This window comes from Micromonospora hortensis (assembly GCF_022230935.1).
In the GTDB taxonomy this organism is placed as follows: domain Bacteria; phylum Actinomycetota; class Actinomycetes; order Mycobacteriales; family Micromonosporaceae; genus Micromonospora; species Micromonospora hortensis.
Genome location: NZ_JAKKFE010000040.1, coordinates 37,303 through 56,799 on the forward strand (window position 1 = coordinate 37,303; position 19,497 = coordinate 56,799).

Sequence of the window (19,497 nt, forward strand, 5' to 3'; positions counted from 1 at the left end):
CTCCCTCAGTTGTCGGTGTTGGTACACGTTCCGCAGGTGACCCACGACAACGCGCAGGTCGCGCCGCTCCACGGCAGGGTGCCGGCGCAGCAACAGCCTTCCGCGAGAATGCCGATGGACGGGTCCGCCTCGGTCAACTCCTGAAGCGCCTGGACGTCGTCCGTGACAATCTCCCTCTCAAGCAGTTCGGTGCTCATTTCTCACCTCCTTTCGCAGTAACGCCGTCGGACAGCAGACCGTCAAGCATCCACATTCGCTGGCCACCATTCTTGAGGCGGTGCAGGAATGCGAGCACCCCGGCGAGTCCGACGTTGTACCCGATACTTACCCCCCGGCCACTTTCACCCGGGACAACCATGCGTCCGCGCTGATATACGTTGCGGACAGCGATACAGGCGGCGGTTTCCTCGGCCCAGTGCCGATAGGTGGGATCGTCGAAGGCCTCGGCCATGTCGAGCAGAAGCTCGCCATTGCTCGCCAAGCCGTGGCACGCAACTGTTGTCATGAACCACTTGTCACGCCGCAGGGCCACACCCGCGCCCTGCACCAGCTCCCGGTAGCGCGGATCACCGGTCGCCTGCCACAACCGGAGGAGGAAGGCGCCGACACCGGCAGACCCGCTACACCACCAGCTGATGGCCGTGTCCACGCCGGCCTTCTGCTTCTCCGCGTCACCACTGGGCCAGAGTGCGGCGCCGCCCTCCCAGACCGCCGCCGAGGCGAGCAGGTCACCACCGGAACGCGCCAGCTCCAGATACCGCTCGTCGTCGAACGCGCGACCGGCCAGGAGAAGGAAGTGGCAGATACCGGCCACGCCGTGTGCGTACCCGTAGTGGGTCAGACCCGCCAGCGCCGAATCGCTCGACTCCGGAACCATCCACTGCACCCCGTCCGGGCCGGTCACGACGGCGTCGGCGAGCCAGTCCGCCGCGGCCTTGGCGCGTTGTTTGAAGTCCGGGTCACCGGTGACGGCCCAGAAGCGCAGTTGAGTCATGCCAACGCCAGCGGTGCCATGGGTGAGGTCGGGATTGGGCCAGCGGACCGGAGCACGCTTGGCGAAGCGGACCGCCTGCGCGGCGAGGTCGTGGTCGTCCAGGGCCAGTGCCGCCTCGTGCAGCCCCCAGACCGCGCCGGAACGCCCAAAGTAGAGCCCGGGCAGGACTCGCCGTTCCTCGGGCAGGCGACGAGCGAGCCAGCGAGCCGCGACACCGAGTCCGGGGCGCAGGTCCGCGTTCGCCGGTGTACCCGCTGCTCGGGCCAGGTAGGCGACGACGCCTCCAGCTCCGGCCTGCACGTTGCACGGGTCGTTCGTCATGCCCTGGACCTCGAGCGGCGGCCACAGGTGCTGCTGGTCCGGGGTCATGACATCGAGGATGTAGTCGGTGCCGTCATCCAGCATCCGGTCGATCCGTTGCGGCGTCACCCGACCCGCCGGCGCCGGCACCGTCACGTCCGCAGGGGTGGGTCGCTTCTCGTCGAGGTGGTCGACCACCCGCGACACCGACCACCGGTCGGCCGGCCGATCGGTCATCAGTCCCACGATCGCCGGGGCGAGGACGCGTACCGCGGCGCTCTGTGGCAGTGCGACAGCGATCATCTCGGCGACCCGGCCGTCCACCGGCCGGCGTGGCGCGTCGTCGGCCTGCATGTACGGCTCCAGGCACGTGGACAGGTAGAGCAACACCGCGCCGAGGCTGTACAGATCGGCAGCGAAGTCGGCAGCCGGACCCCACATGGGCGCGGTCATCACCTCGGGCGCGGCGTACCCGGGCGTGAAGACCCGAGGTGCCTCGTCGCCGGGCGCCGCGAAATACTCGACGTCGATGAGCCGGACCCGGCCGTCCTCCTCGACCATGACGTTGCCCGGTGAGAGGTCACGCAGCACCAGCCCGGAAGCGTGCACGACCCGGACGACCTCGATCAACTGCCGGGCCACCGACAGCACAGCGTCCAACGGCACGAGGCCGTCGTCGTTCCGCCGGGAGTGCTGCTCGACCCACTGGCGCAACGGCTCGCCGAGCACTTCCTCCTGTGCCAGGAAGAGGTGCCCACTCTGCTCGAACGTCGCGAGCTTGCGGGGGGTGAATCCGTGCGGCTCGAAAAGATCCAGCATCCTCGCTTCGTGCTGGAGCCGGCGCTGGGCGTTCTCGCCGCTGGGTCCCCCGCCCACATGCGGCCGGGCCTGCTTGAGGATCACCGTCGTGCCGTCCGCCGCGGTGTCCTCGGCGCGGTAGACGCCGCCCCGGTTCGAGTGCCGAATCGCGGCCCGGACGACGTACCGGTCCGCCAGCCGCACGGGCCCACCTCGCTGCTCGGGCGGCTTCGCCGTGGGCATGTCCGGAAAGGGGGGCGGCGCCCACTCCGGCGGACTGAACCATGCCTCCCGGGCGTCCTGCACCCACGTCCCGTCCGGTGCCACCAGCATCGGGATGTAACTGCCGTCGCTGCTGAGAATGTCGTTGCGCATGAAGCCGCCGTAGCGGTAGTAGACCACCCCTCCCGGGCGGTACGGCCGGTCCGACAGCACCGCTGGGCCAACCAGTCCCTCCGTCGCCTTGTGCAGCGCCTCGGCGAGCCGGCGGAAGTGATTGTCATCCTCCGGGTAGACGGTGATGAACTTTCCGCTACCACCCCGTGGGCAGCGCGGCGAGTTCAGGTCCTCGACGAGTGCCGGGGTCCGGGCGAACTTGAAGGCGGCGTGCTCTGCCAACAACACGACGGCGACTCTTTCCAGGGTTTCCGCCGCTAGTCCGGTCGTGGTCGAGACGTGCAGCTTCCAGCCCTGGGCACGTCGATTGTGCGCCGGAGGATCCACATAGCACCACGGTTCGCTCGAATGCAACTGCCACTCTTCGAGCGCGACTTTGTGCATTGCGGCGTGCAGCGCGGCGAGAAACGCATCGTCCACGGGGAATGACTCAACCGAGCGTCTCAAATCCGACAGTTCGTTCATCTCGTCTCCCGTCGGTGTCCACCTGACCTGTGTTCATCGGGTGTTTCGAACGCTACGGGAGGGGGCACGTGTGGATAAGGTTCGATCTGCCAGTGGCAACTTCTCACCGGGTATATCCACCGGCGCGCGAATCGCGGAACAAGTACAACGGGGAACGGGGGCAAGAGATGGGCAAGCTGACGCAAGGGAGCCAAGGGACAAGCGGCGACATACTCCGCAGTCTCGTCCCGGATCAAGTCGTGGAACATTATTCCGACCTGCTCGAGCGGGGCGCGGTACCCGTCGATGAGTACACCGCCGGCAGAGAGGAGGAAGCCGTTCAGGAACTTGTCGACCGCGGGCTCGCCTACCGGCAGACGCACGCCGGCGAGCCGGAGCTGCGAGCGGTGGAACCTGTGATCGCCCTGGAATGCGCGCTACTGCACCTGCAAGATGACCTGGCTCACCAGCATCAGGCCCTCCTCGACGGTCACCATCGCCTGCGCGACCTGCAACAGAACAGCCTCTCGGACACCGGAAGTCACGGTGGCAACCGGGTACTCCGGGTGCTCGCCGAGGACGACGAGATCCTCGACTCCGCGATCGGACTGGGCAACACCGCTGTTCGGGATTCGATGGTGACGGTAAACGACGCCACGGGCGTGATCATGTCCAGCGTTCGCCACCCGGAGGTCGAGGCCGCCCGCCGCCAGGTTCGCAGCCGGATCATCTTCGACGCCAGGTTGGTCGACCGGGCGGAACCCGTGCCGATCGCGTCCACGCAGCCGGACGGCGAGGCTCGGGCGTTGGCGCGAGTGCCCATCGAGCTCAAACTCGTCGACGAAACCGCCGCCATGGTGCCGCTCGTGACCAGCGAACACAAGAGCTTCCTCCTGGTGCGCTCGCAGCCGCTCGCCAGAGCGCTCCGGCACTACTTCGAGTTGCTCTGGCAGTGGGCCCGACCGATCCCCCCGGGCGACAGCCAGATCGGCCCCCTCAGTCAGGCGCAGCGGGACGTTCTTCTGCTGATGTCGTACGGGCACAAGGACCAGGGCATAGCCCGACGCACCGGGATGAGCACCCGCACCGTACGGCGGCACATCGCCACCGTCATGGAGCTTCTGTCCGCTGACACCCGCTTTGCCGCCGGGGTCGAGGCAGAACGGCGCGGATGGATCTAGGTCCTGTTGCGGGGCGGTCCGGACGGGCTTCCGGGCCGCCCCGCTCAGCTCAGCATCAACTGATGCCGGGCGAGCTCACGGTATAGATCGTTACGACCGGTCAGCTCCCGGTGTGAACCGACGTCCACCACTTCGCCCCGGTCGAGCACGACGATCTGGTCGGCGTCCACAACCGTGGAAAGCCGGTGCGCAACGACGATCATCGTCCGATCGGCGGCGGCCCGGTCGATCAGTTCCCGCAGTCGGGCCTCGTTGCGAGCGTCGAGATTGCTGGTCGGCTCGTCCATCAGGAGGATCGGCTGATCGGCGAGCAGACACCGGGCGATCGCCAGACGCTGCCGTTCCCCGCCGGAGAGCAGTACGCCCCGCTCCCCCACCTCGGTGTCCAAACCTTTGGGTGTCCGCGCCAGCACGTGTTCGAGACGCACCTCGGCCAGTGCCCTCAGCAACTGATCCTCGGTGGCCTCCGGAGCTACCAGTCTGAGGTTGTCCCGCAGCGTCCCGGCGAGGACTGGCGCCTCCTGCTCCACGTACCCCAGTTGACCGCGCAGGTCCGCCAGAGGACTGTGGCGCACGTCCCGCCCGGCGACCCGGACGCTGCCCGACTGGACGTCGTAGAACCGCTCGACCAACATGAGCAGCGTCGACTTGCCGGCAGCGGACGGCCCGACCACGGCGGTACGACTGCCGAACGGCACCGAGAAGCTCACCTCGCGGAGCACCGGCGTGCCGTCGTAGCCGAACACAACTCGGTCGAACTCCACGGCGGCACCACTGCCGCTGCCGCTGCGCGTGGGCACGCCCATGCTGTCGGCCCCCCGGGGCTCGGGCAGCCCGCCCGGATTCTCCGGAGGCGTCCGCAGCACCTCCTCGATGCGTTCCAGCGCGGCCAGTCCACTCTGCAACTGCACGTATGCCCGGATCGCCTGGGCCAGCGGCATGAAGACGTAGAACATGAAGAGGACAAACGCCACAAGGGAGCCGACGCTGATGTGCCCGCCCGCGACCCGGCTGCCGCCGACGCCCAGGACGAGCAGGAGAACCGCCTGCATGGCTGTCGAGCTGACCGGGCCCACCAGAGCCTGCCGCGCCGCCAGCCGCACTCCCGCGCGATACGCGTCGTGTGCGTGCCGGCCAATGATCTCGGCCTCCCGGCCCTCGGCCCGGCTGGCGCGGATCGTCCGCACGGCGGCCAGGGCCCGCTCCACCGCCGAGGTCATCTCCCCCAGCCGGGCCTGCGTTGATCGGGACAACTTCCGCAGGGGACGGGCCGTGAGGAGCCCGACGGTGAGCGCGATCGCCAACCCGGCCACTGTCACCCCGAACAGCAACCTGTCGATCAGCACCATCGCGGCCGCCGCTCCGACGACCGTGATCGCCCCGGTCACCAGGTCGAACACCCCCGACGTGATGACCGTTCGCAACAGGTTGGTGTCCGCGCCGAGGCGGGAGAGCAGATCACCGGTACGGCGACTGTCGTACTCGGCGACCGGCAACCGCAGCAGGTGCCCGGCGAGCCGCTTCCGGGTGCTCAGCACCAGCCGTTCGGCGGTGCGCTGAAGAATGAAGTCACGGAAGCCGGTCAACACCGCGGCTCCGACGAGCACCGCCACCAGCAGGGCCACCGGCGTGGACACGTCCGTCCGCTCGGCCAGCCGGTCGAGCACGCTGCGTACCAGCACCGGCTGCGACAACGCCAGAGCCGTGCCCAGCAGGGAGAGCGCCCCGACCGCGATCAGGCTGGTCCGGTGGCCACGCAGGTACGGTCGGAGGCTGGCGAGCCCGACCCGCCCACGGGAGTCCCGGTCCATCTCCGAAGGCTCTGTCGTCGCCGGCATGACCCGAGGCTAACGGCGGACGGAGCGACCTGGTCGTTGGTGAGCCGAGCAGAAGCTGCCAACGGCCGTCAGTCCGCCCCTTCGCCGCGCAGGCCGGCCAGGACCTCGTCCAACTCGTCCGGCTTGACCAGCACGTCGCGCGCCTTCGACCCCTCGGACGGCCCGACCACTCCCCGGGTCTCCATCAGGTCCATCAGGCGGCCCGCCTTGGCGAAACCGACGCGCAGCTTGCGTTGCAGCATCGAGGTCGAGCCGAACTGCGAGGTGACCACCAGCTCCACCGCCTGCACCAACAGGTCCAGGTCGTCGCCGATGTCCTCGTCGACCTTCTTCTTGCTCTCCTGCGCCGGGGCCAGCACGTCCTTGCGGAACTCCGGCTCACGCTGGTCCTTGCAGAACTTCACCACGTCGGCGATCTCGCGCTCGGTGACCCAGGCGCCCTGGATCCGGACCGGCTTGGAGGCGCCCATCGGCAGGAAGAGCCCGTCACCACGGCCGAGCAGCTTCTCCGCGCCCGGTTGGTCGAGGATGACCCGGGAGTCCGCGAGGGAGGAGGTGGCGAACGCCAGCCGGGACGGCACGTTCGCCTTGATCAGACCGGTCACCACGTCCACAGAGGGGCGCTGGGTGGCCAGCACCAGGTGGATGCCGGCGGCCCGCGCGAGCTGGGTGATCCGGACGACCGAGTCCTCCACGTCGCGCGGCGCGACCATCATCAGGTCGGCCAGCTCGTCCACGATCACCAACAGGTACGGGTACGGACGCATCTCGCGTTCGCTGCCCGGCGGCGCCTTGATCTCGCCGTTGCGGACCTTGCGGTTGAAGTCGTCGATGTGCCGGACCCCGTTGGCGGCGAGATCGTCGTAGCGCATGTCCATCTCGCGGACCACCCAGTCCAACGAGTCGGCCGCCTTCTTGGCGTTGGTCACGATCGGGGTGACGAGGTGGGGAATGCCCTCGTAGCCGGTCATCTCGACCCGCTTCGGGTCGATCAGCAGCAGCCGCACCTCGTCCGGGGTGGCCCGGGTGAGGATGGACACCAGCAGGGTGTTGAGACAGCTCGACTTGCCCGCGCCGGTGGCGCCGGCGATCAGGATGTGCGGCATCTTGGCCAGGTTGGCCACCACGAAGCCGCCCTCGATGTCCTTGCCGAGCGCCACCACCATCGGGTGGTGATCGCTGGTCGCCGCGCGCGAGCGCAGCACGTCGCCGAGGGCCACGTTCTCCGGGTCGGTGTTCGGGATCTCCACGCCGACGGCGCTCTTGCCCGGAATCGGACTGAGGATCCGAACGTCCGGCGACTTCACCGCGTACGCGATGTTGCGGGACAGTTGGGTGATCCGCTCGACCTTGACGCCGTGCCCCAGCTCCACCTCGTAGCGGGTGACTGTCGGGCCGCGGGTGAAACCGGTGACGGCGGCGTCCACGTCGAACTGGTCGAACACGCCGGTCAGCGCGGCGATCACCTCGTCGTTGGCCTTGCTGCGGGTCTTCGCGGCGGCCCCGGCGCTGAGCATGTTGGCCGGCGGCAGGGTGTAGTCCCCGGACAGCCCGGTCAACGCGAGCTGCTCGGCCCGGGTCGGGGCGGGCGAGTGTTCCGGCGGCTCGACCGACGGCTTGCGGCTCGCCGGCACCTTCGCCGGAGACTTGCGCGGCAGCACCAGTGTCTCCTGGAGGTCCGCGCCGTCCAGGTCCTCGAAGTCGTCCGGGTCCAGTGGCGCGGGCATCCGCTTCGCCGGGCGCTTGCGCGCCGGCTTCGCGGCCACCTCGTCCGCCTCCTCATCCGCCTCCGGTGCGCCGACCAGCCCACCGGCGAGCAGGCCCAGCCGCTCCGGGATCTTGTTGATCGGCGTGGCGGTCACCACGAGCAGGCCGAAGAGCAGCAGCAGGATGAGCAGCGGCACCGCCACCCAGGCGGTGACCGCCCGCTCCAGCAGCCCACCCACGCCCGCGCCGACCAGACCTCCGGCGAAGTCACGCTCCAGCGAGTCGACCGGGTCCTGACCGATCTGGAGCAACGCGGCGGTCGACACCAGCAGCGAACCCCAGCCGATCAACCCACGACCCCGGTGCTCGGGATCGGCCGGCTGACGCATCAGCCGCCACGCCCCGATCATCAGCAGCACCGGTACGACGATCGAGATCGCGCCCAGGAACAGCCGAACCGTGTCGGCCAGTCGCGCGCCGACCGGCCCCGCCCCGGACAGCCAGAGCGACACGGCGCTGAGCAGGGCGAGCCCGAACATGAGCAGCCCGGCACCGTCCCGACGGTGCTCCGGGTCGAGGTCGCGGGCCGAGGCAGCCTGCCGACCAGCGGCGCGCACCGCCCAGCCCATCCCGTGCGCCAGCCCCATCCACAGTGCACCCACCGCACGCCCGACGTAGACCGCCGCGCCGGGCCGGGCCGGCGTGGTGCGACGTCGTACCGGTGCCCGGGTGGTCTTCTTCGCCGGTTGACGGGCACGACTGTTGGTGCCACCGCGCGGCGACGCGCCGCGCCGCCGGCTCGCCTGAGAGGTACGGCCCGCCATAGAGTCACGGTAACGGTGGGGCCGGGCAGATCCCCGCTTTTCCGGGTCGTGTCCGCGCGTCGTAACACGAACCCCACCGACGGTCGTGATATCCGCCTCAGAAGGGATGCCCCATGGCGTCGCCGGAAATCGAAGGCGATCCGGACGATCCGCTGGCCGGGCACCCTGGCGCGCTGCGTCCGCTGACTGGCGAACTGGTCGCGGCGGTGCTCGCTGCCCGCGGCCGGTCCGTCGGCCCGACCCCGGACGGCGAGCTGGTGGGCAACTTCGACGACAACCTGATCTGGTTCCTCCGCGTCGGCGGGGACGGTGAGCTGCTCCAGATCCGCACCATGGTCGATCCGACCTTCGGCATCGAACGGGTGCCCGACCTGTACGCGTTCTGCAACTCCTGGAACCACGACCGGCTCTGGCCGAAGGCGTTCGTCCACGTCGCCGACGACGGTCGGGCCCGGGTGTACGGAGAGGTGATCACCGACCTGGAACGGGGCGTGACGCCACACCAGCTCGACCAACTGCTCGACTGTGGCATATCCACCGGCTGCCAACTGGCCGTGGCGGTTCGTCGACTGCCCGGCGCGGTGCCGTCGTGACCGGCCGGGACGAGTTCACCGGCAGCCGCACCGGCACGCCACCCACCGGCGCCGGTGACCGCCTCGCGCGGGGCCGCGTACCGGCGTTGGAGACCGCGCTGGCCGAGGCCCGGGACCTCCCCGACGGTCCGGCCCGGCAGGTGGCCCTGGAGCGGCTCGCCGAGCGCGCCGACGCGGCCGGCGACGTCCGGTCCGGGATGGACGCGCGGTTCGCGTTGATCGAGGCGTACCTGCTGCACGGGGAGCGGTGGCGTCTGGTCGAGCCGGTCCGGCGCTGCCGGGCCGCCGCCGACCATCGGCCCGACCTGCTCACCGAGACGGAGACCGGGTTGCTGCTGCGCTACCAGCGGTACGCGGTGGAGGCGCTGCTCGGCACCCCACGGGTCGGGCTGGACCAGACCCGGTCCCTGCTGCACGACCTGGCCCACCGCGTCGGCACGGACGGTCCGGACACACCGACGGTCGCGGAGCTGCACTGCCGGATCGCCGATCATCTCGGCGACGAGCCCACCGCCCGGCACTGGTACGAGCGATGGTCCGGAAAACGGCCGGGCCCGGCCGGCGGCTGCCCGGGCTGCGCCTCGGCCCGCCGTGCCGAGCTGCTGGCCGGCTGGGGCGAGTGGCATGCCGCGGTCAGCGAGCTGGGGGAAACCGACGGCGACCCGCGGTCCTGCACCGACCAGCCCGAACGGGACCTGGTCGCCGGCCTGCTGCCGGCACTGCGCACCGGCGAGCCGGCGCGGGCGGCGACGGCGCACGTACGGGCGTACCGTCGGCACCGGCGGGAGCGCGCGGCGTTCCCGCACCTCGCCGCGCACCTGCGGTTCTGCGCGCTGGGCGGGCACTTGGAGCGCGGGCTGGCCATTCTGGCCGAGCAGCTGCCCCGGCTGGACCGGCCGACGGACGATCTCGCCGCCATGGAGTTCGCCGCCGCCGGGGCACTGGTCTGCGGGCTGGCCGCCGACGCGGGGCTGGGCGGGCGGACGATGCCCCGCCCGGCGTACGGCGAGCGGACGGCCACCGAGTTGGACGTCGCCACGCTCGGGGCGTTGCTGCTCGGGGTGGCCAACGAGTTGGCCGGCAGCTTCGACGCGCGCAACGGGACGGGGCACCACTCCGGACGGATGGCCGCCTGGCTGGCCGAGCGCCCGCTCGCGGCGCCGGTTCCGCTGCCCACCGACGACGAACCCGACGAGCCTGACGCCGACTGGTCCGACCTCCAGGCCGGCACCGACACCGACACCGATCCCGAGCTGGGCGAACGCGAGTTGTCGGCGCTCTCCCTCGGCATGATCACCGGGATCCTGGACGGGCGCGGCGACCGGTACCTGGTGGACGAGGGCGAGACAGTGGTCGGCCACTGGGAGGGGACGGTGATCCAGTTCCGGCGGGCCGGTGAGCGCGGCGAGGTGCTGCACGCCCGCGCCATGGCCAACCGTCGGCTGCCGGCGGCCCGCCGTGCCGAGGCGTACGCCTTCTGCAACGCGTGGAACCACGACCGGCTGCTGCCCAAGGCGTACGCGCACGACCTCGGCGACGAGTTGGTGCTGGCCGGCGACGTGGCCACCGACCTGGCACACGGGGTGGCACCGGCGCAGCTACGGGTCCTCATGGACGCCGCCATCGCCACCGGCATCGCGTACGCCGAGGCCGTCGCCGCGCTGCCTTGACCCTGCCGGGTACGGCGGACGCCGGCCCACCCCGTTCGGGTGGACCGGCGTCAGCGGGAGTTGCTCAGACCTCGACGACGGTGGGCACGATCATCGGCCGACGACGGTACTTGTCGTTGACCCACCGCCCCACTGTCCGCCGGACGATCTGCTGAAGCTGGTGCGGGTCGGTGATGCCGTCCGCCGCAGCCCGGTTGAGCGCCTCGGTGACCAGCGGCACCACCGGGTTGAACGCCTCCGGGTCCTCGGAGAAGCCCTTCGCGGAGAGCGTCGGGCCGGCGACCACCTTGCCGGTGACCGAGTCGACGACAACCGTGGTGGCGATGAAACCGCCGTCACCGAGGATCCGCCGTTCGGTGAGCAGCGACTCGCTGACGTCACCGACGGCGAGGCCGTCCACGTAGACGTACCGGCTCTTCACGTGCCCCACCACGCTGGCGCGGCCCTCGACCAGGTCGACCACGTCGCCGTCCTCGCAGAGCACCACCCGGTCGGCGGCGACCCCGGATTCGATGCCGAGCCGGGCGTGGGCCCGCAGGTGACGCCACTCGCCGTGCACGGGCATCAGGTTGCTGGGCCGGACCACGTTGAGCAGGTAGAGCAGTTCCCCGGCGGGGGCGTGCCCGGAGACGTGCACCTTGGCCACGTCCTTGTGCACGACCACCGCGCCGGCCCGCGCGAGCCGGTTGATCACCCGGTAGACCGAGGTCTCGTTGCCCGGCACCAGTGAGGAGGCCAGCACGACGGTGTCACCGGGAGCGATGGTGATGTGCCGGTGGTCGCCGCTGGCCATCCGGCCCAGGGCGCTCATCGGCTCACCCTGGGAACCGGTGGACATCAGCACGATCTCGTCCGGCGGCAGCGTGGTCGCCTCGTCGATGCTGATGACCAGGCCGGCCGGGATGTTGAGCAGGCCGAGGTCCCGGGCGATGCCCATGTTGCGGACCATGGACCGGCCGATCAGCGCGACCTTGCGGCCGTGCTCGGCGGCGGAGTCGAAGACCTGCTGCACGCGGTGCACGTGCGAGGCGAACGAGGCCACGATGATCCGACCCTTGGCCTTCGCGAAGATCGAGTCGAGCACCGGGCCGATCTCCCGCTCCGGGGTGACGAAACCGGGGATCTCCGCATTGGTGGAGTCGGACAGCAGCAGGTCGACGCCTTCGGCGCCGAGCCTGGCGAAACCGGCCAGGTCGGTGATCCGGCCGTCCAGTGGCAGCTGGTCCATCTTGAAGTCGCCGGTGTGCAGCACCAGGCCGGCGGGGGTGCGGATGGCCACCGCGAGGGCGTCCGGGATCGAGTGGTTGACAGCGAAGAACTCACACTTGAACGGGCCGAGCCGCTCGCGGCCGCCCTCCCGCACGGTCAGCGTGTACGGCTGGATCCGCCGTTCGGCCAACTTCGCCTCGACCAGGGCGAGGGTGAACTGTGAGCCGACCAGCGGGATGTCGGGCTTGTGGGCGAGCAGGTACGGCACCGCGCCGATGTGGTCCTCGTGACCGTGCGTCAGCACGATCGCCTGGACGTCGGCCAGCCGGTCCAGGATCGGACCGAAGTCGGGCAGGATCAGATCCACACCCGGCTGCTCGACGTCGGGGAACAACACTCCGCAGTCGACGATCAGCAACTTGCCGTCGTACTCGAAGACGGTCATGTTCCGACCGATGGCGCCGAGCCCGCCGAGCGGGATGATCCGCAGGCCGCCTTCCGGCAGCGGCGGGGGTAGCTCCGCCTCGATGTGCGCCTCGGTCACGCGTCCACCTCATTCTGCGACGCCGTTACTCGACGTCCATCGTGTCGTTCGTTCATTCGGGCAGCTCCAGGCCCGCTGCCGCGAAGTCCGCGCGCAGCTGGGCGATCTCGTCGTCGGTGGCGTCCATGAGCGGGGGTCGCACCGGGCCGGCCGGCAGGCCCAGCGACGCCAGGCCCGCCTTCACCAGGATGGTGCCCTGGGTACGGAAGATGCCGGTGAACAGCGGCAGCAGCCGCCGGTGCAGGGCCAGCGCGGTCGGCATGTCCCCCGCGTCGTACGCCTCGATCATCTGTGCGGTCAGCGCCCCGGTGAAGTGCGTCGAGGTGCCGACCACGCCCACGCACCCGACGGCCAGCGCCGGCAGGGTGAGGGCGTCCTCACCGCTGTAGAAGGCGAGGGTGGTACGGCTGGTGACCCAGCTGGTGGCGGTCAGGTCACCCTTGGCGTCCTTGACCGCGACGATCCGGCCGTGTTCGGCGAGCCGGACCAACGTCTCGGTGTCGATCGGCACGCCGGAGCGGTGCGGAATGTCGTACAGCATCACCGGCAGGCCGGTGGCGTCGGCCACCGCGGTGAAGTGTCGCAGCAACCCGCTCTGCGGCGGCTTGTTGTAGTACGGGGTGACCACGAGCAGGCCGTGCGCGCCCGCCTTCTCGGCGGCGGCGGCCAGCTCGATGGTGTGCCGGGTGTCGTTGGTGCCGACGCCCGCGACCACCTTGGCGCGGTCACCGACGGCCTCCACCACGGCCCGGATCAGGTGTTCCTTCTCCGCGTCGGTGGTGGTCGGCGACTCGCCGGTGGTGCCGTTGACCACCAACGCGTCGTTGCCCTGCTCGTCGACCAGGTGGCTCGCCAGCCGGGCGGCGCCGTCGAGATCGAGGGAACCGTCGGGGGTGAACGGGCTCACCATGGCTGTGAGCAGCCGGCCGAAGGGGCGGGACGCCGGTCGGGCCGCGGCGTCGAGGTGGTCGTGCGTCATACCCTCCAACCTAGCGGACGACCAGCCGAGGCCCGCCGGGGAAGGGCTCAGGACGCCTCGTGCGGGCTGGCCGCCACTTCGGTGCCGTCCGGCAGCGTGGTGATCACGAAGTCGGCGAACACGTTCGGGGCGACCCCCTGGAGCTGGCGCAGGCACTCCACGGCCAGCTCACGGATCTCCACGTCGGCGTGCTCGGTGGCCCGCATCGCGACGAAGTGCCGCCAGGCCCGGTAGTTGCCGGAGACCACGATCCGGGTCTCGGTGGCGTTGGGCAGCACCGCTCGGGCAGCCTGCCGGGCCTGCTTGCGACGCAGCGTCGGGTTGGGCTCGTCGGAGAAGCGCTGCTCGAGGCCCTCCAGCAACTCGGTGTACGCCCGAACGCTCGCCTCGGCGGCCTCCACGAACTTCTTGTGCAGCTCCGGGTCGTCGGCGATGACGGCCGGCTCGACCATGGCCGCGTCCCGCTCCGGGACGTAGCGCTGCGACAGCTGGGAGTACGAGAAGTGCCGGTGCCGGATCAGCTCGTGGGTGAAGGAGCGGGACACCCCGGTGAAGTAGAAGGTGACCGACCCGTGCTCCAGCACGCTCAGGTGGCCCACCTCGAGGATGTGCGCCAGGTAGCCGGCGTTGGTGGCGGTCGCCGGGTTCGGCTTCTTCCACGACTGGTAGCAGGCCCGACCGGCGAACTCGGCGAGCGCCTGGCCGCCCTCCGCGTCTGTCGACCACGGCACGTCGTCCGGGGCCGCGAATTGGGTCCACGCGATCAACTTGACCTGGGGCTGCACCATGTCCGGCATTCCTGGGACTTTAGTGGTGGGGTACCGCCCGACCCAACTCAGGCGCGCCCCGTGCAATGTCGATCACTCGGACAGCGCCGAACCCGCCGACGCCCCCGGGCGTCGGCCGAGGGCCGGGGCCGAGGTCCAGGGACCAGGGCCGAGGTCCAGGGCCGGGGCCGGGGCCGAGGTCCAGGGACCAGGGCCGAGGTCCAGGGACCAGGGCCGAGGTCCAGGGACCAGGGCCGAGGTCCAGGGACCGGGAGCCGGGCATCGTCGTCGACGCCGGGGCGGACAGGTGCATCGGCGTCCTTTGGAGCTGAATCGTTTGCGACATCAGCCCCGGAAGGTGGGCCGCCCGAGCCTGCGACCGAGGCCCGAGCACCGTTCAGCGCCTGGGCGACCCGAACGAGCCGAGCGACCTGGGCCCGAGCGGCTCGGCAGCCGCTTCCGCTCGCAAGATCGCGCAACATCATGGATGTAGTGGCATCCGTCGCGCCCGACTCCACTACATCCAGGATCGAGCGCGATCTTGGGGCGAGGTGCGTCTGCCGCCGTGGCGCGGACGCGGGGTGTGCGGCTGCCCACTGGGTGATCGACTCGGGTTCCTGAAAGTCGGGGTATCCAAGTCGGGTGGATGGCCCAGTTTCCTGAGAGCCGAGTCGATCATGGGTGATAGGCGCCGGCGGGCCCGTGATGTCGTAGACGAATCAGGTCCAAAGGACGCCCGAATAGCGCCCCGACCGAGGTCCGCGACCGAGGTCCGCGGTCACGGTCACGGTCACGGTCGCGTTCTCGGGCACCGGCGCGTCCGGCGCCAGACAGCGGTGCGTCGGGCGGCGGCAGGTCCCGGCGGCGGCGCAGCGGGCACTGGGCGGGTCGGACGGCGGCGGCGCGGCCAGACGACAGCGCGGCCAGGCGACAGCGCGGCCAGACGACGGCCCGGTCAGACGTAGAGCGAGGTGAACGGCGCCCAGGGCAGGTTGCGAAGCACCGAGAAGGCCAGCCACGCGGCGAGGAACCCGCCGATGACCTTCGAGCTGATCCGCAGCTCGGGCAGTCGCCAACCGAACGCCTGGTTCCCCGCCCAGGCCACGAAGAGGTACGCGAGGAACGGCAGCGCGAAGACGAACAGGAAGTGGTGCCGGGCCGCGGCCGGCAGGTCGCCGTGCAGCACGTACCAGAGCGCGCGGGTGCCACCACAGCCCGGGCAGTCCAGCCCGGTGGTCAACTTGAGCAGACAGGTGGGCGCGGCGTCCGGGTCGGCGTGGGTCGGGTTGCTGAGCAGCGCGTAGCTCATGCCCACGGCGACGCAGCCGACCGCGGCCAACGGCACCGCCCAGCGCGGGGAACGTTCGTAGAGCCGCAGCACGAACCGGGTGAGCCGGTCGGGCTCAGGCGCCGGGTAGCCACCCGTCGGGGTCGTCGGCCAACCCTCCGGACCCGAGCCGCCGGGACCGAAGCCACCCGGACCGAAGCCACCCGGACCGAAGCCGGCGGGACCCGTGTCACCGTCTGCCGGCGCCGTGTGGACCGCGCCGGGGGCGGGGTGCGGCTGGTCGACCGGTCCGGGAACGCTCGTCACGCGCTCACGGTACACCGGACACGCCGGCCAACGCGGCGGTGAGCGGACCGGCCAGATCGCCGGCCGCTGGCGGGGCCACCGCGTCCAGGCCGAGCCAGCCGGCGAGGCGGTACAGCTCGGCGGCGAGCGCGACGGCGGTCTCCCCCGGGTCGGCGCCGGGTTCGAGCCAGGCGGCCGGCACCAGCAGCACGCCGGCCTTCCGATCGGCCTTCAGATCGACCCGTGCGGTGAACCGGTCGCCCTGCAGGAACGGCAACACGTAGTAGCCGTAGACCCGCTGTGGCGCCGGGACGTAGATCTCGATCCGGTAGCTGAAGTCGAACAGCCGCTCGGTGCGGGCCCGTTCCCAGATCAGCGGATCGAAGGGGCTGACCAGCGTGTTGCCCCGCACCCAGCGGGGCAGCCGGGCGGACGTGTGCAGCCAGGCCGGCTGTCGCCAGCCCGCCACTGTGACAGGCACCAGCTCACCGGCCTCGGCCAGCTCCGCGACGGCCTGTCGGGCGCCGGCCAGCGGCAACCGGAAGTAGTCGCGCAGCTCCGGCTCGGCGGCGACCCCGAGGGACCGCGCGGCGAGGGAAACCAGCGTCCGGTACGCCTCGGCGTCGGTCGGGGTGGGCGCGGCCAGTACCGCCGCGGGCAACACCCGCTCGGGCAGGTCGTAGCGGCGGGCGAAGGAGGTGCTGCGCTCGGCGGCGGCCACCTCCCCGGCCCAGAACAGGAACTCCAACGCCCGCTTGACCGCCGACCAGTTCCAACCCCAGTTGCCGGTCTCGCGGGGAGCGTCGTGCTCGATCTCGGCGGCGGTCAGCGGCCCCCGGGCAGCCACCTCGTCCCGCACCCAGGCGACCAGCTCCGGCTGCTCCTGGGCGATCCGCCGCATGCCGCCCCAAGATTCGCTGTGCGCCCGGGCCATCCGCCAGCGCAGCATCGGGTGCAGCTCCACGGGGACCAGCGACGCCTCGTGGCCCCAGTATTCGAACAGCTCACGGGGGCGCCGGTAGGCGGCCTGGTCGAGCAACGTGGTCGGGTAGGGCCCGAGCCGGCTGTAGAGCGGCAGGTAGTGCGCGCGTTGCAGCACGTTGACCGAGTCCATCTGGATCAGCCCGACCCGGCCCAGCACACGACGCAGGTGCCGACGGGTGGGCACGCCCGTCGGCGTCGGGTCGGCGAAGCCCTGGGCGGCGAGCACCACGCGGCGGGCCTGGGCGAGCGAGAGCGATTCCGGTGCGGTCATCGTCGGCGACCTTAATTCATAGGTACGACGCCGGTGCGGGAAGCTGGACGTGAGGACCAACGGGGCATAGAACGGTGCAATGCTGACCATCCGTCGGGAGGAGCCGGACGACGCCGAGGCGGTCGCCCGGGTACACGTGCACGGCTGGCAGGCGGGCTACGCCGGCTTCATGCCGGACGAGGTGCTCGGACGGCTCAACGTGGTGGCCTGGGCGCAGCGTCGTCGCGACGTCGGCACCGCCGATCCGGAACACCCGTTCATCACCCTGCTCGGCGAGGTGGACGGGTTGGTAGTTGGCTTCACCACCTTCGGACCGTACCGCCGCAACCAGGACCGGGACGACCTGGACCCGACGGTCGGCGAGGTGGTGGCGCTCTACGTGGAGCCGGCCCACTGGGGTGACGGAACCGCTGCGGCATTGCTGGACGCCGCCCGCAGCGGGCTCACCGAGCGGGGCTGGGCCGGGTACCGGGCGTGGGTGCTGGCGGACAACCGGCGGGCCCGGCGGTTCTGCGAGCGCGCCGGCCTGTCACCGGACGGTGAGCGGTCGACCTACCAGGTGCCGCTGGCCGGTGGGGGCCCGCCGGTCGGGCTCGTCGAGCTGCGGTACGCCGGACGCCTCGACCGCTGACCCGTTCGGGGTCAGCCACCGGCGGATCGGCAGGAAGGCGAGCAACGCCAGACTGACCCACACGTAGGCGTTGCTGCCCAGGAAGCCGTCGACGCCGGTGAAGTCCTTCTCCCAGAGCCAGACGGTCCGGCTGATCAGCAGCGCGTACCCGATGGTCGCGGCGACCAGCAGGACCTGCCGTCGGCGGCCGGCCGGCGCGGCCATCGCGTTGTCGACCAGCAGGATCAACGCGGGCAGCAGCCAGACCAGGTGGTGCACCCAGGTGACCGGGCTGACGAGACACATCACCGCGCCGGTCAGCGCCAGGCCGGTCGCCTCGTCGCCGGCCGCGACGGCGGCCCGGGACCTCCAGGCCCAGAGCGCGAGGGTGCCGAGCACCAGCACCAGCCACAGCAAGGTGCTCGGGTGCTCCGGGTCGAGCCGGGCGACCACCCCGCGCAGCGACTGGTTGGAGACGAAGGCCAGCTCGCCCACCCGCCCGGTGTTCCACAGCGCCTCGGTCCAGAACTCCCGGGACGCGTCGGGGAAGAGCGCGGCGGCCAGCAGTGACACCCCGGCGGCGGTGCCGCTGGCGGTGAGCGCCGCCCGCCACCGCCCGGTCACCAGCAGGTAGACGATGAACACGCCAGGGGTCAGTTTGATCGCGGTGGCGAGGCCGATGCCCACGCCGGTCCATCGGTTGCCGGCGGGCAGCAGCCGCAGCAGGTCCACCGCCACCAGGAAGAGCAGCAGCGTGTTGACCTGGCCGAAGTTGACCGTCTCCCGCATCGGTTCGAACGCGGCGGCCAGGCAGAGCGCCACGGCGAGGGCGAACCACCGGGTCCAGCCGGCGCGGCGGGCGATCGGGTCGACCAGCCACCAGATCAGCACAGTGGTGGTGACCACGCTGGCGAGCACGCTCACCACGATCGCGGCCGTCCACGGCAGGTACGCCATCGGCAGCATGACCAGCGCGGCGAACGGCGGATAGGTGAAGCCGTACTGGGTGCCCGGCTTGAGGTAGTCGTAGATCTCCCCGCCGTCGTGCACCCACCAGGTCAACGCGCCGTAGTAGACCTTCAGGTCGAAGAACCCGTGTCGGACGGCGGCGACGGCGAGGAACCCGGTGACCGCCGCGGCGAGCACCACCACCCCGACGACCTGCGCGGTTGTCCTGTTGGCACCCTGCGCCACCGTCGTCTCCCTCGCCTTGCGTAGGCTTCCGTCCCATGGCTCTCGGGTACGTCCGCCCGGCGCGTCCCGAGGACGCCGGCGAGATCGCACGCATCCAGCTCGCGACCTGGCGGGTCGCGTACCGCCGGATCCTGCCTCGGCATGTGCTCGACAACCTGGACGAGGCGTTCCTCGCCCGGCGGTGGAGCGCTGCGGTGCTGGAGCCGCCCTCGGGCGCGCACCGGGTGCTGGTCGCCGTCGAACAGGCCGAGCAATCGTATCTGGTGGGGTTCGCCGCCTCCGGCCCGGCCGACGCCGAGGCGTTGGCCCCGGGTGAGCCGGCCGACGCGCTCGGCCCGGACGTGGCGGCGGTGACCGATCTGCTGATCGAGCCCCGGTGGGGCCGGCGCGGGCACGGCAGTCGACTGCTCGCGGCCGCCGTCGACCTGTGGCGGGAGGACGGGATGAGTCGTGCGGTGGCCTGGGCGTTCGACGGTGACGAGGCGACCCGCAAGTTCCTGACCAGCACCGGGTGGGAGCTCGACGGCGCGGCCCGGGCGCTGGACGTCGACGACATGCTGGTGCCTCAGGTGCGCCTGCACGTGGGCGTGCCGACCGAGAAGGTACCGGCCGAGTGAGCCG

General features: G+C 71.0%; 15 protein-coding genes. 5 read left to right on the top strand and 10 right to left on the bottom strand.

The genetic code is table 11. From position 1 onward, the window contains the following. Positions 1-5: 5 nt before the first annotated feature. Both NIE111_RS25190 and lanL read right to left on the bottom strand, forming a co-directional pair. A complete protein-coding gene (locus NIE111_RS25190) occupies positions 6-197 on the bottom strand; it encodes a hypothetical protein (protein ID WP_238686811.1) in 192 nt (63 codons plus the stop codon). Further along, on the bottom strand, positions 194-2,953 hold the full coding sequence (gene lanL, locus NIE111_RS25195) for a class IV lanthionine synthetase LanL (RefSeq protein ID WP_308193747.1): 2,760 nt from the start codon (positions 2,951-2,953) through the stop codon (positions 194-196). Before lanL ends, NIE111_RS25190 begins: the two co-directional genes overlap by 4 nt. Before the next feature lie 167 nt (positions 2,954-3,120). On the opposite strand from lanL, the gene NIE111_RS25200 reads away from it, so the two are divergent. After that, complete coding sequence (locus NIE111_RS25200) at positions 3,121-4,113, top strand: helix-turn-helix transcriptional regulator (RefSeq protein ID WP_238686812.1); 993 nt, start codon at positions 3,121-3,123, stop codon at positions 4,111-4,113. Positions 4,114-4,157: 44 nt separating this feature from the next. On the opposite strand, the gene NIE111_RS25205 is transcribed toward NIE111_RS25200, so the two are convergent. Further along, positions 4,158-5,951 (bottom strand): ABC transporter ATP-binding protein, encoded by a 1,794-nt coding sequence (locus NIE111_RS25205; RefSeq protein WP_238686813.1) that lies wholly within the window; start codon positions 5,949-5,951, stop codon positions 4,158-4,160. Between the two features lie 68 nt (positions 5,952-6,019). Beyond that, on the bottom strand, positions 6,020-8,482 hold the full coding sequence (locus tag NIE111_RS25210) for an FtsK/SpoIIIE family DNA translocase (RefSeq protein WP_238686814.1): 2,463 nt from the start codon (positions 8,480-8,482) through the stop codon (positions 6,020-6,022). Positions 8,483-8,595: 113 nt separating this feature from the next. Here NIE111_RS25210 and NIE111_RS25215 point away from each other — a divergent pair, with 113 nt between their 5' ends. Together NIE111_RS25215 and NIE111_RS25220 are read left to right on the top strand one after the other, a co-directional pair. Then, positions 8,596-9,075: a YbjN domain-containing protein gene (locus tag NIE111_RS25215; RefSeq protein WP_091400436.1), complete on the top strand. Its 480-nt coding sequence runs from the start codon at positions 8,596-8,598 to the stop codon at positions 9,073-9,075. An 86-nt stretch (positions 9,076-9,161) separates the two neighbouring features. Then, entirely contained in the window at positions 9,162-10,745 is a 1,584-nt protein-coding gene (locus tag NIE111_RS25220; protein ID WP_238686866.1) for a type III secretion system chaperone family protein, read from the top strand. 64 nt (positions 10,746-10,809) lie between these two features. On the opposite strand, the gene NIE111_RS25225 is transcribed toward NIE111_RS25220, so the two are convergent. The 5 genes from NIE111_RS25225 to NIE111_RS25245 all read right to left on the bottom strand — a co-directional run bounded on the left by NIE111_RS25225 (position 10,810) and on the right by NIE111_RS25245 (position 17,072). Further along, positions 10,810-12,498, bottom strand: a complete 1,689-nt coding sequence (locus NIE111_RS25225; protein WP_238686815.1) for a ribonuclease J — start codon at positions 12,496-12,498, stop codon at positions 10,810-10,812. 52 nt (positions 12,499-12,550) lie between these two features. Continuing rightward, a complete protein-coding gene (gene dapA / locus NIE111_RS25230) occupies positions 12,551-13,477 on the bottom strand; it encodes a 4-hydroxy-tetrahydrodipicolinate synthase (RefSeq protein WP_238686816.1) in 927 nt (308 codons plus the stop codon). Between the two features lie 47 nt (positions 13,478-13,524). After that, positions 13,525-14,265, bottom strand: a complete 741-nt coding sequence (gene thyX / locus NIE111_RS25235) for an FAD-dependent thymidylate synthase (protein ID WP_210786506.1) — start codon at positions 14,263-14,265, stop codon at positions 13,525-13,527. Between the two features lie 934 nt (positions 14,266-15,199). Continuing rightward, a complete protein-coding gene (locus NIE111_RS25240) occupies positions 15,200-15,838 on the bottom strand; it encodes a DUF2752 domain-containing protein (RefSeq protein WP_238686817.1) in 639 nt (212 codons plus the stop codon). Between the two features lie 4 nt (positions 15,839-15,842). Next, positions 15,843-17,072: a winged helix-turn-helix domain-containing protein gene (locus NIE111_RS25245; RefSeq protein WP_238686818.1), complete on the bottom strand. Its 1,230-nt coding sequence runs from the start codon at positions 17,070-17,072 to the stop codon at positions 15,843-15,845. A 79-nt stretch (positions 17,073-17,151) separates the two neighbouring features. Between NIE111_RS25245 and NIE111_RS25250 the strand changes: the two genes are divergently transcribed. Continuing rightward, positions 17,152-17,703, top strand: coding sequence for a GNAT family N-acetyltransferase (locus NIE111_RS25250; RefSeq protein ID WP_238686819.1), 552 nt, complete (start codon positions 17,152-17,154; stop codon positions 17,701-17,703). Here the strand turns inward: NIE111_RS25250 and NIE111_RS25255 are convergent. Beyond that, the gene (locus NIE111_RS25255; protein WP_238686820.1) at positions 17,602-18,876 is read right to left on the bottom strand and encodes a glycosyltransferase family 87 protein; all 1,275 of its coding nucleotides are present in this window, start codon (positions 18,874-18,876) and stop codon (positions 17,602-17,604) included. The two genes, NIE111_RS25250 and NIE111_RS25255, sit on opposite strands and share 102 nt — an antisense overlap. Positions 18,877-18,911: 35 nt before the next feature. Between NIE111_RS25255 and NIE111_RS25260 the strand changes: the two genes are divergently transcribed. Next, entirely contained in the window at positions 18,912-19,493 is a 582-nt protein-coding gene (locus NIE111_RS25260) for a GNAT family N-acetyltransferase (protein WP_238686821.1), read from the top strand. Positions 19,494-19,497: the final 4 nt, after the last annotated feature.

Excerpts from the sequence above, each read along its gene's own strand:
- NIE111_RS25210 (WP_238686814.1), bottom strand. The coding sequence starts at position 8,482 with ATGGCGGGCCGTACCTCTCAGGCGAGCCGGCGGCGCGGCGCGTCGCCG.
- NIE111_RS25205 (WP_238686813.1), bottom strand. The coding sequence starts at position 5,951 with ATGCCGGCGACGACAGAGCCTTCGGAGATGGACCGGGACTCCCGTGGG.
- NIE111_RS25190 (WP_238686811.1), bottom strand. The coding sequence starts at position 197 with ATGAGCACCGAACTGCTTGAGAGGGAGATTGTCACGGACGACGTCCAG.
- NIE111_RS25215 (WP_091400436.1), top strand. The coding sequence starts at position 8,596 with ATGGCGTCGCCGGAAATCGAAGGCGATCCGGACGATCCGCTGGCCGGG.
- NIE111_RS25200 (WP_238686812.1), top strand. The coding sequence starts at position 3,121 with ATGGGCAAGCTGACGCAAGGGAGCCAAGGGACAAGCGGCGACATACTC.
- NIE111_RS25245 (WP_238686818.1), bottom strand. The coding sequence starts at position 17,072 with ATGACCGCACCGGAATCGCTCTCGCTCGCCCAGGCCCGCCGCGTGGTG.
- lanL (WP_308193747.1), bottom strand. The coding sequence starts at position 2,953 with ATGAACGAACTGTCGGATTTGAGACGCTCGGTTGAGTCATTCCCCGTG.
- thyX (WP_210786506.1), bottom strand. The coding sequence starts at position 14,265 with ATGGTGCAGCCCCAGGTCAAGTTGATCGCGTGGACCCAATTCGCGGCC.
- NIE111_RS25260 (WP_238686821.1), top strand. The coding sequence starts at position 18,912 with ATGGCTCTCGGGTACGTCCGCCCGGCGCGTCCCGAGGACGCCGGCGAG.
- NIE111_RS25250 (WP_238686819.1), top strand. The coding sequence starts at position 17,152 with ATGCTGACCATCCGTCGGGAGGAGCCGGACGACGCCGAGGCGGTCGCC.
- dapA (WP_238686816.1), bottom strand. The coding sequence starts at position 13,477 with ATGACGCACGACCACCTCGACGCCGCGGCCCGACCGGCGTCCCGCCCC.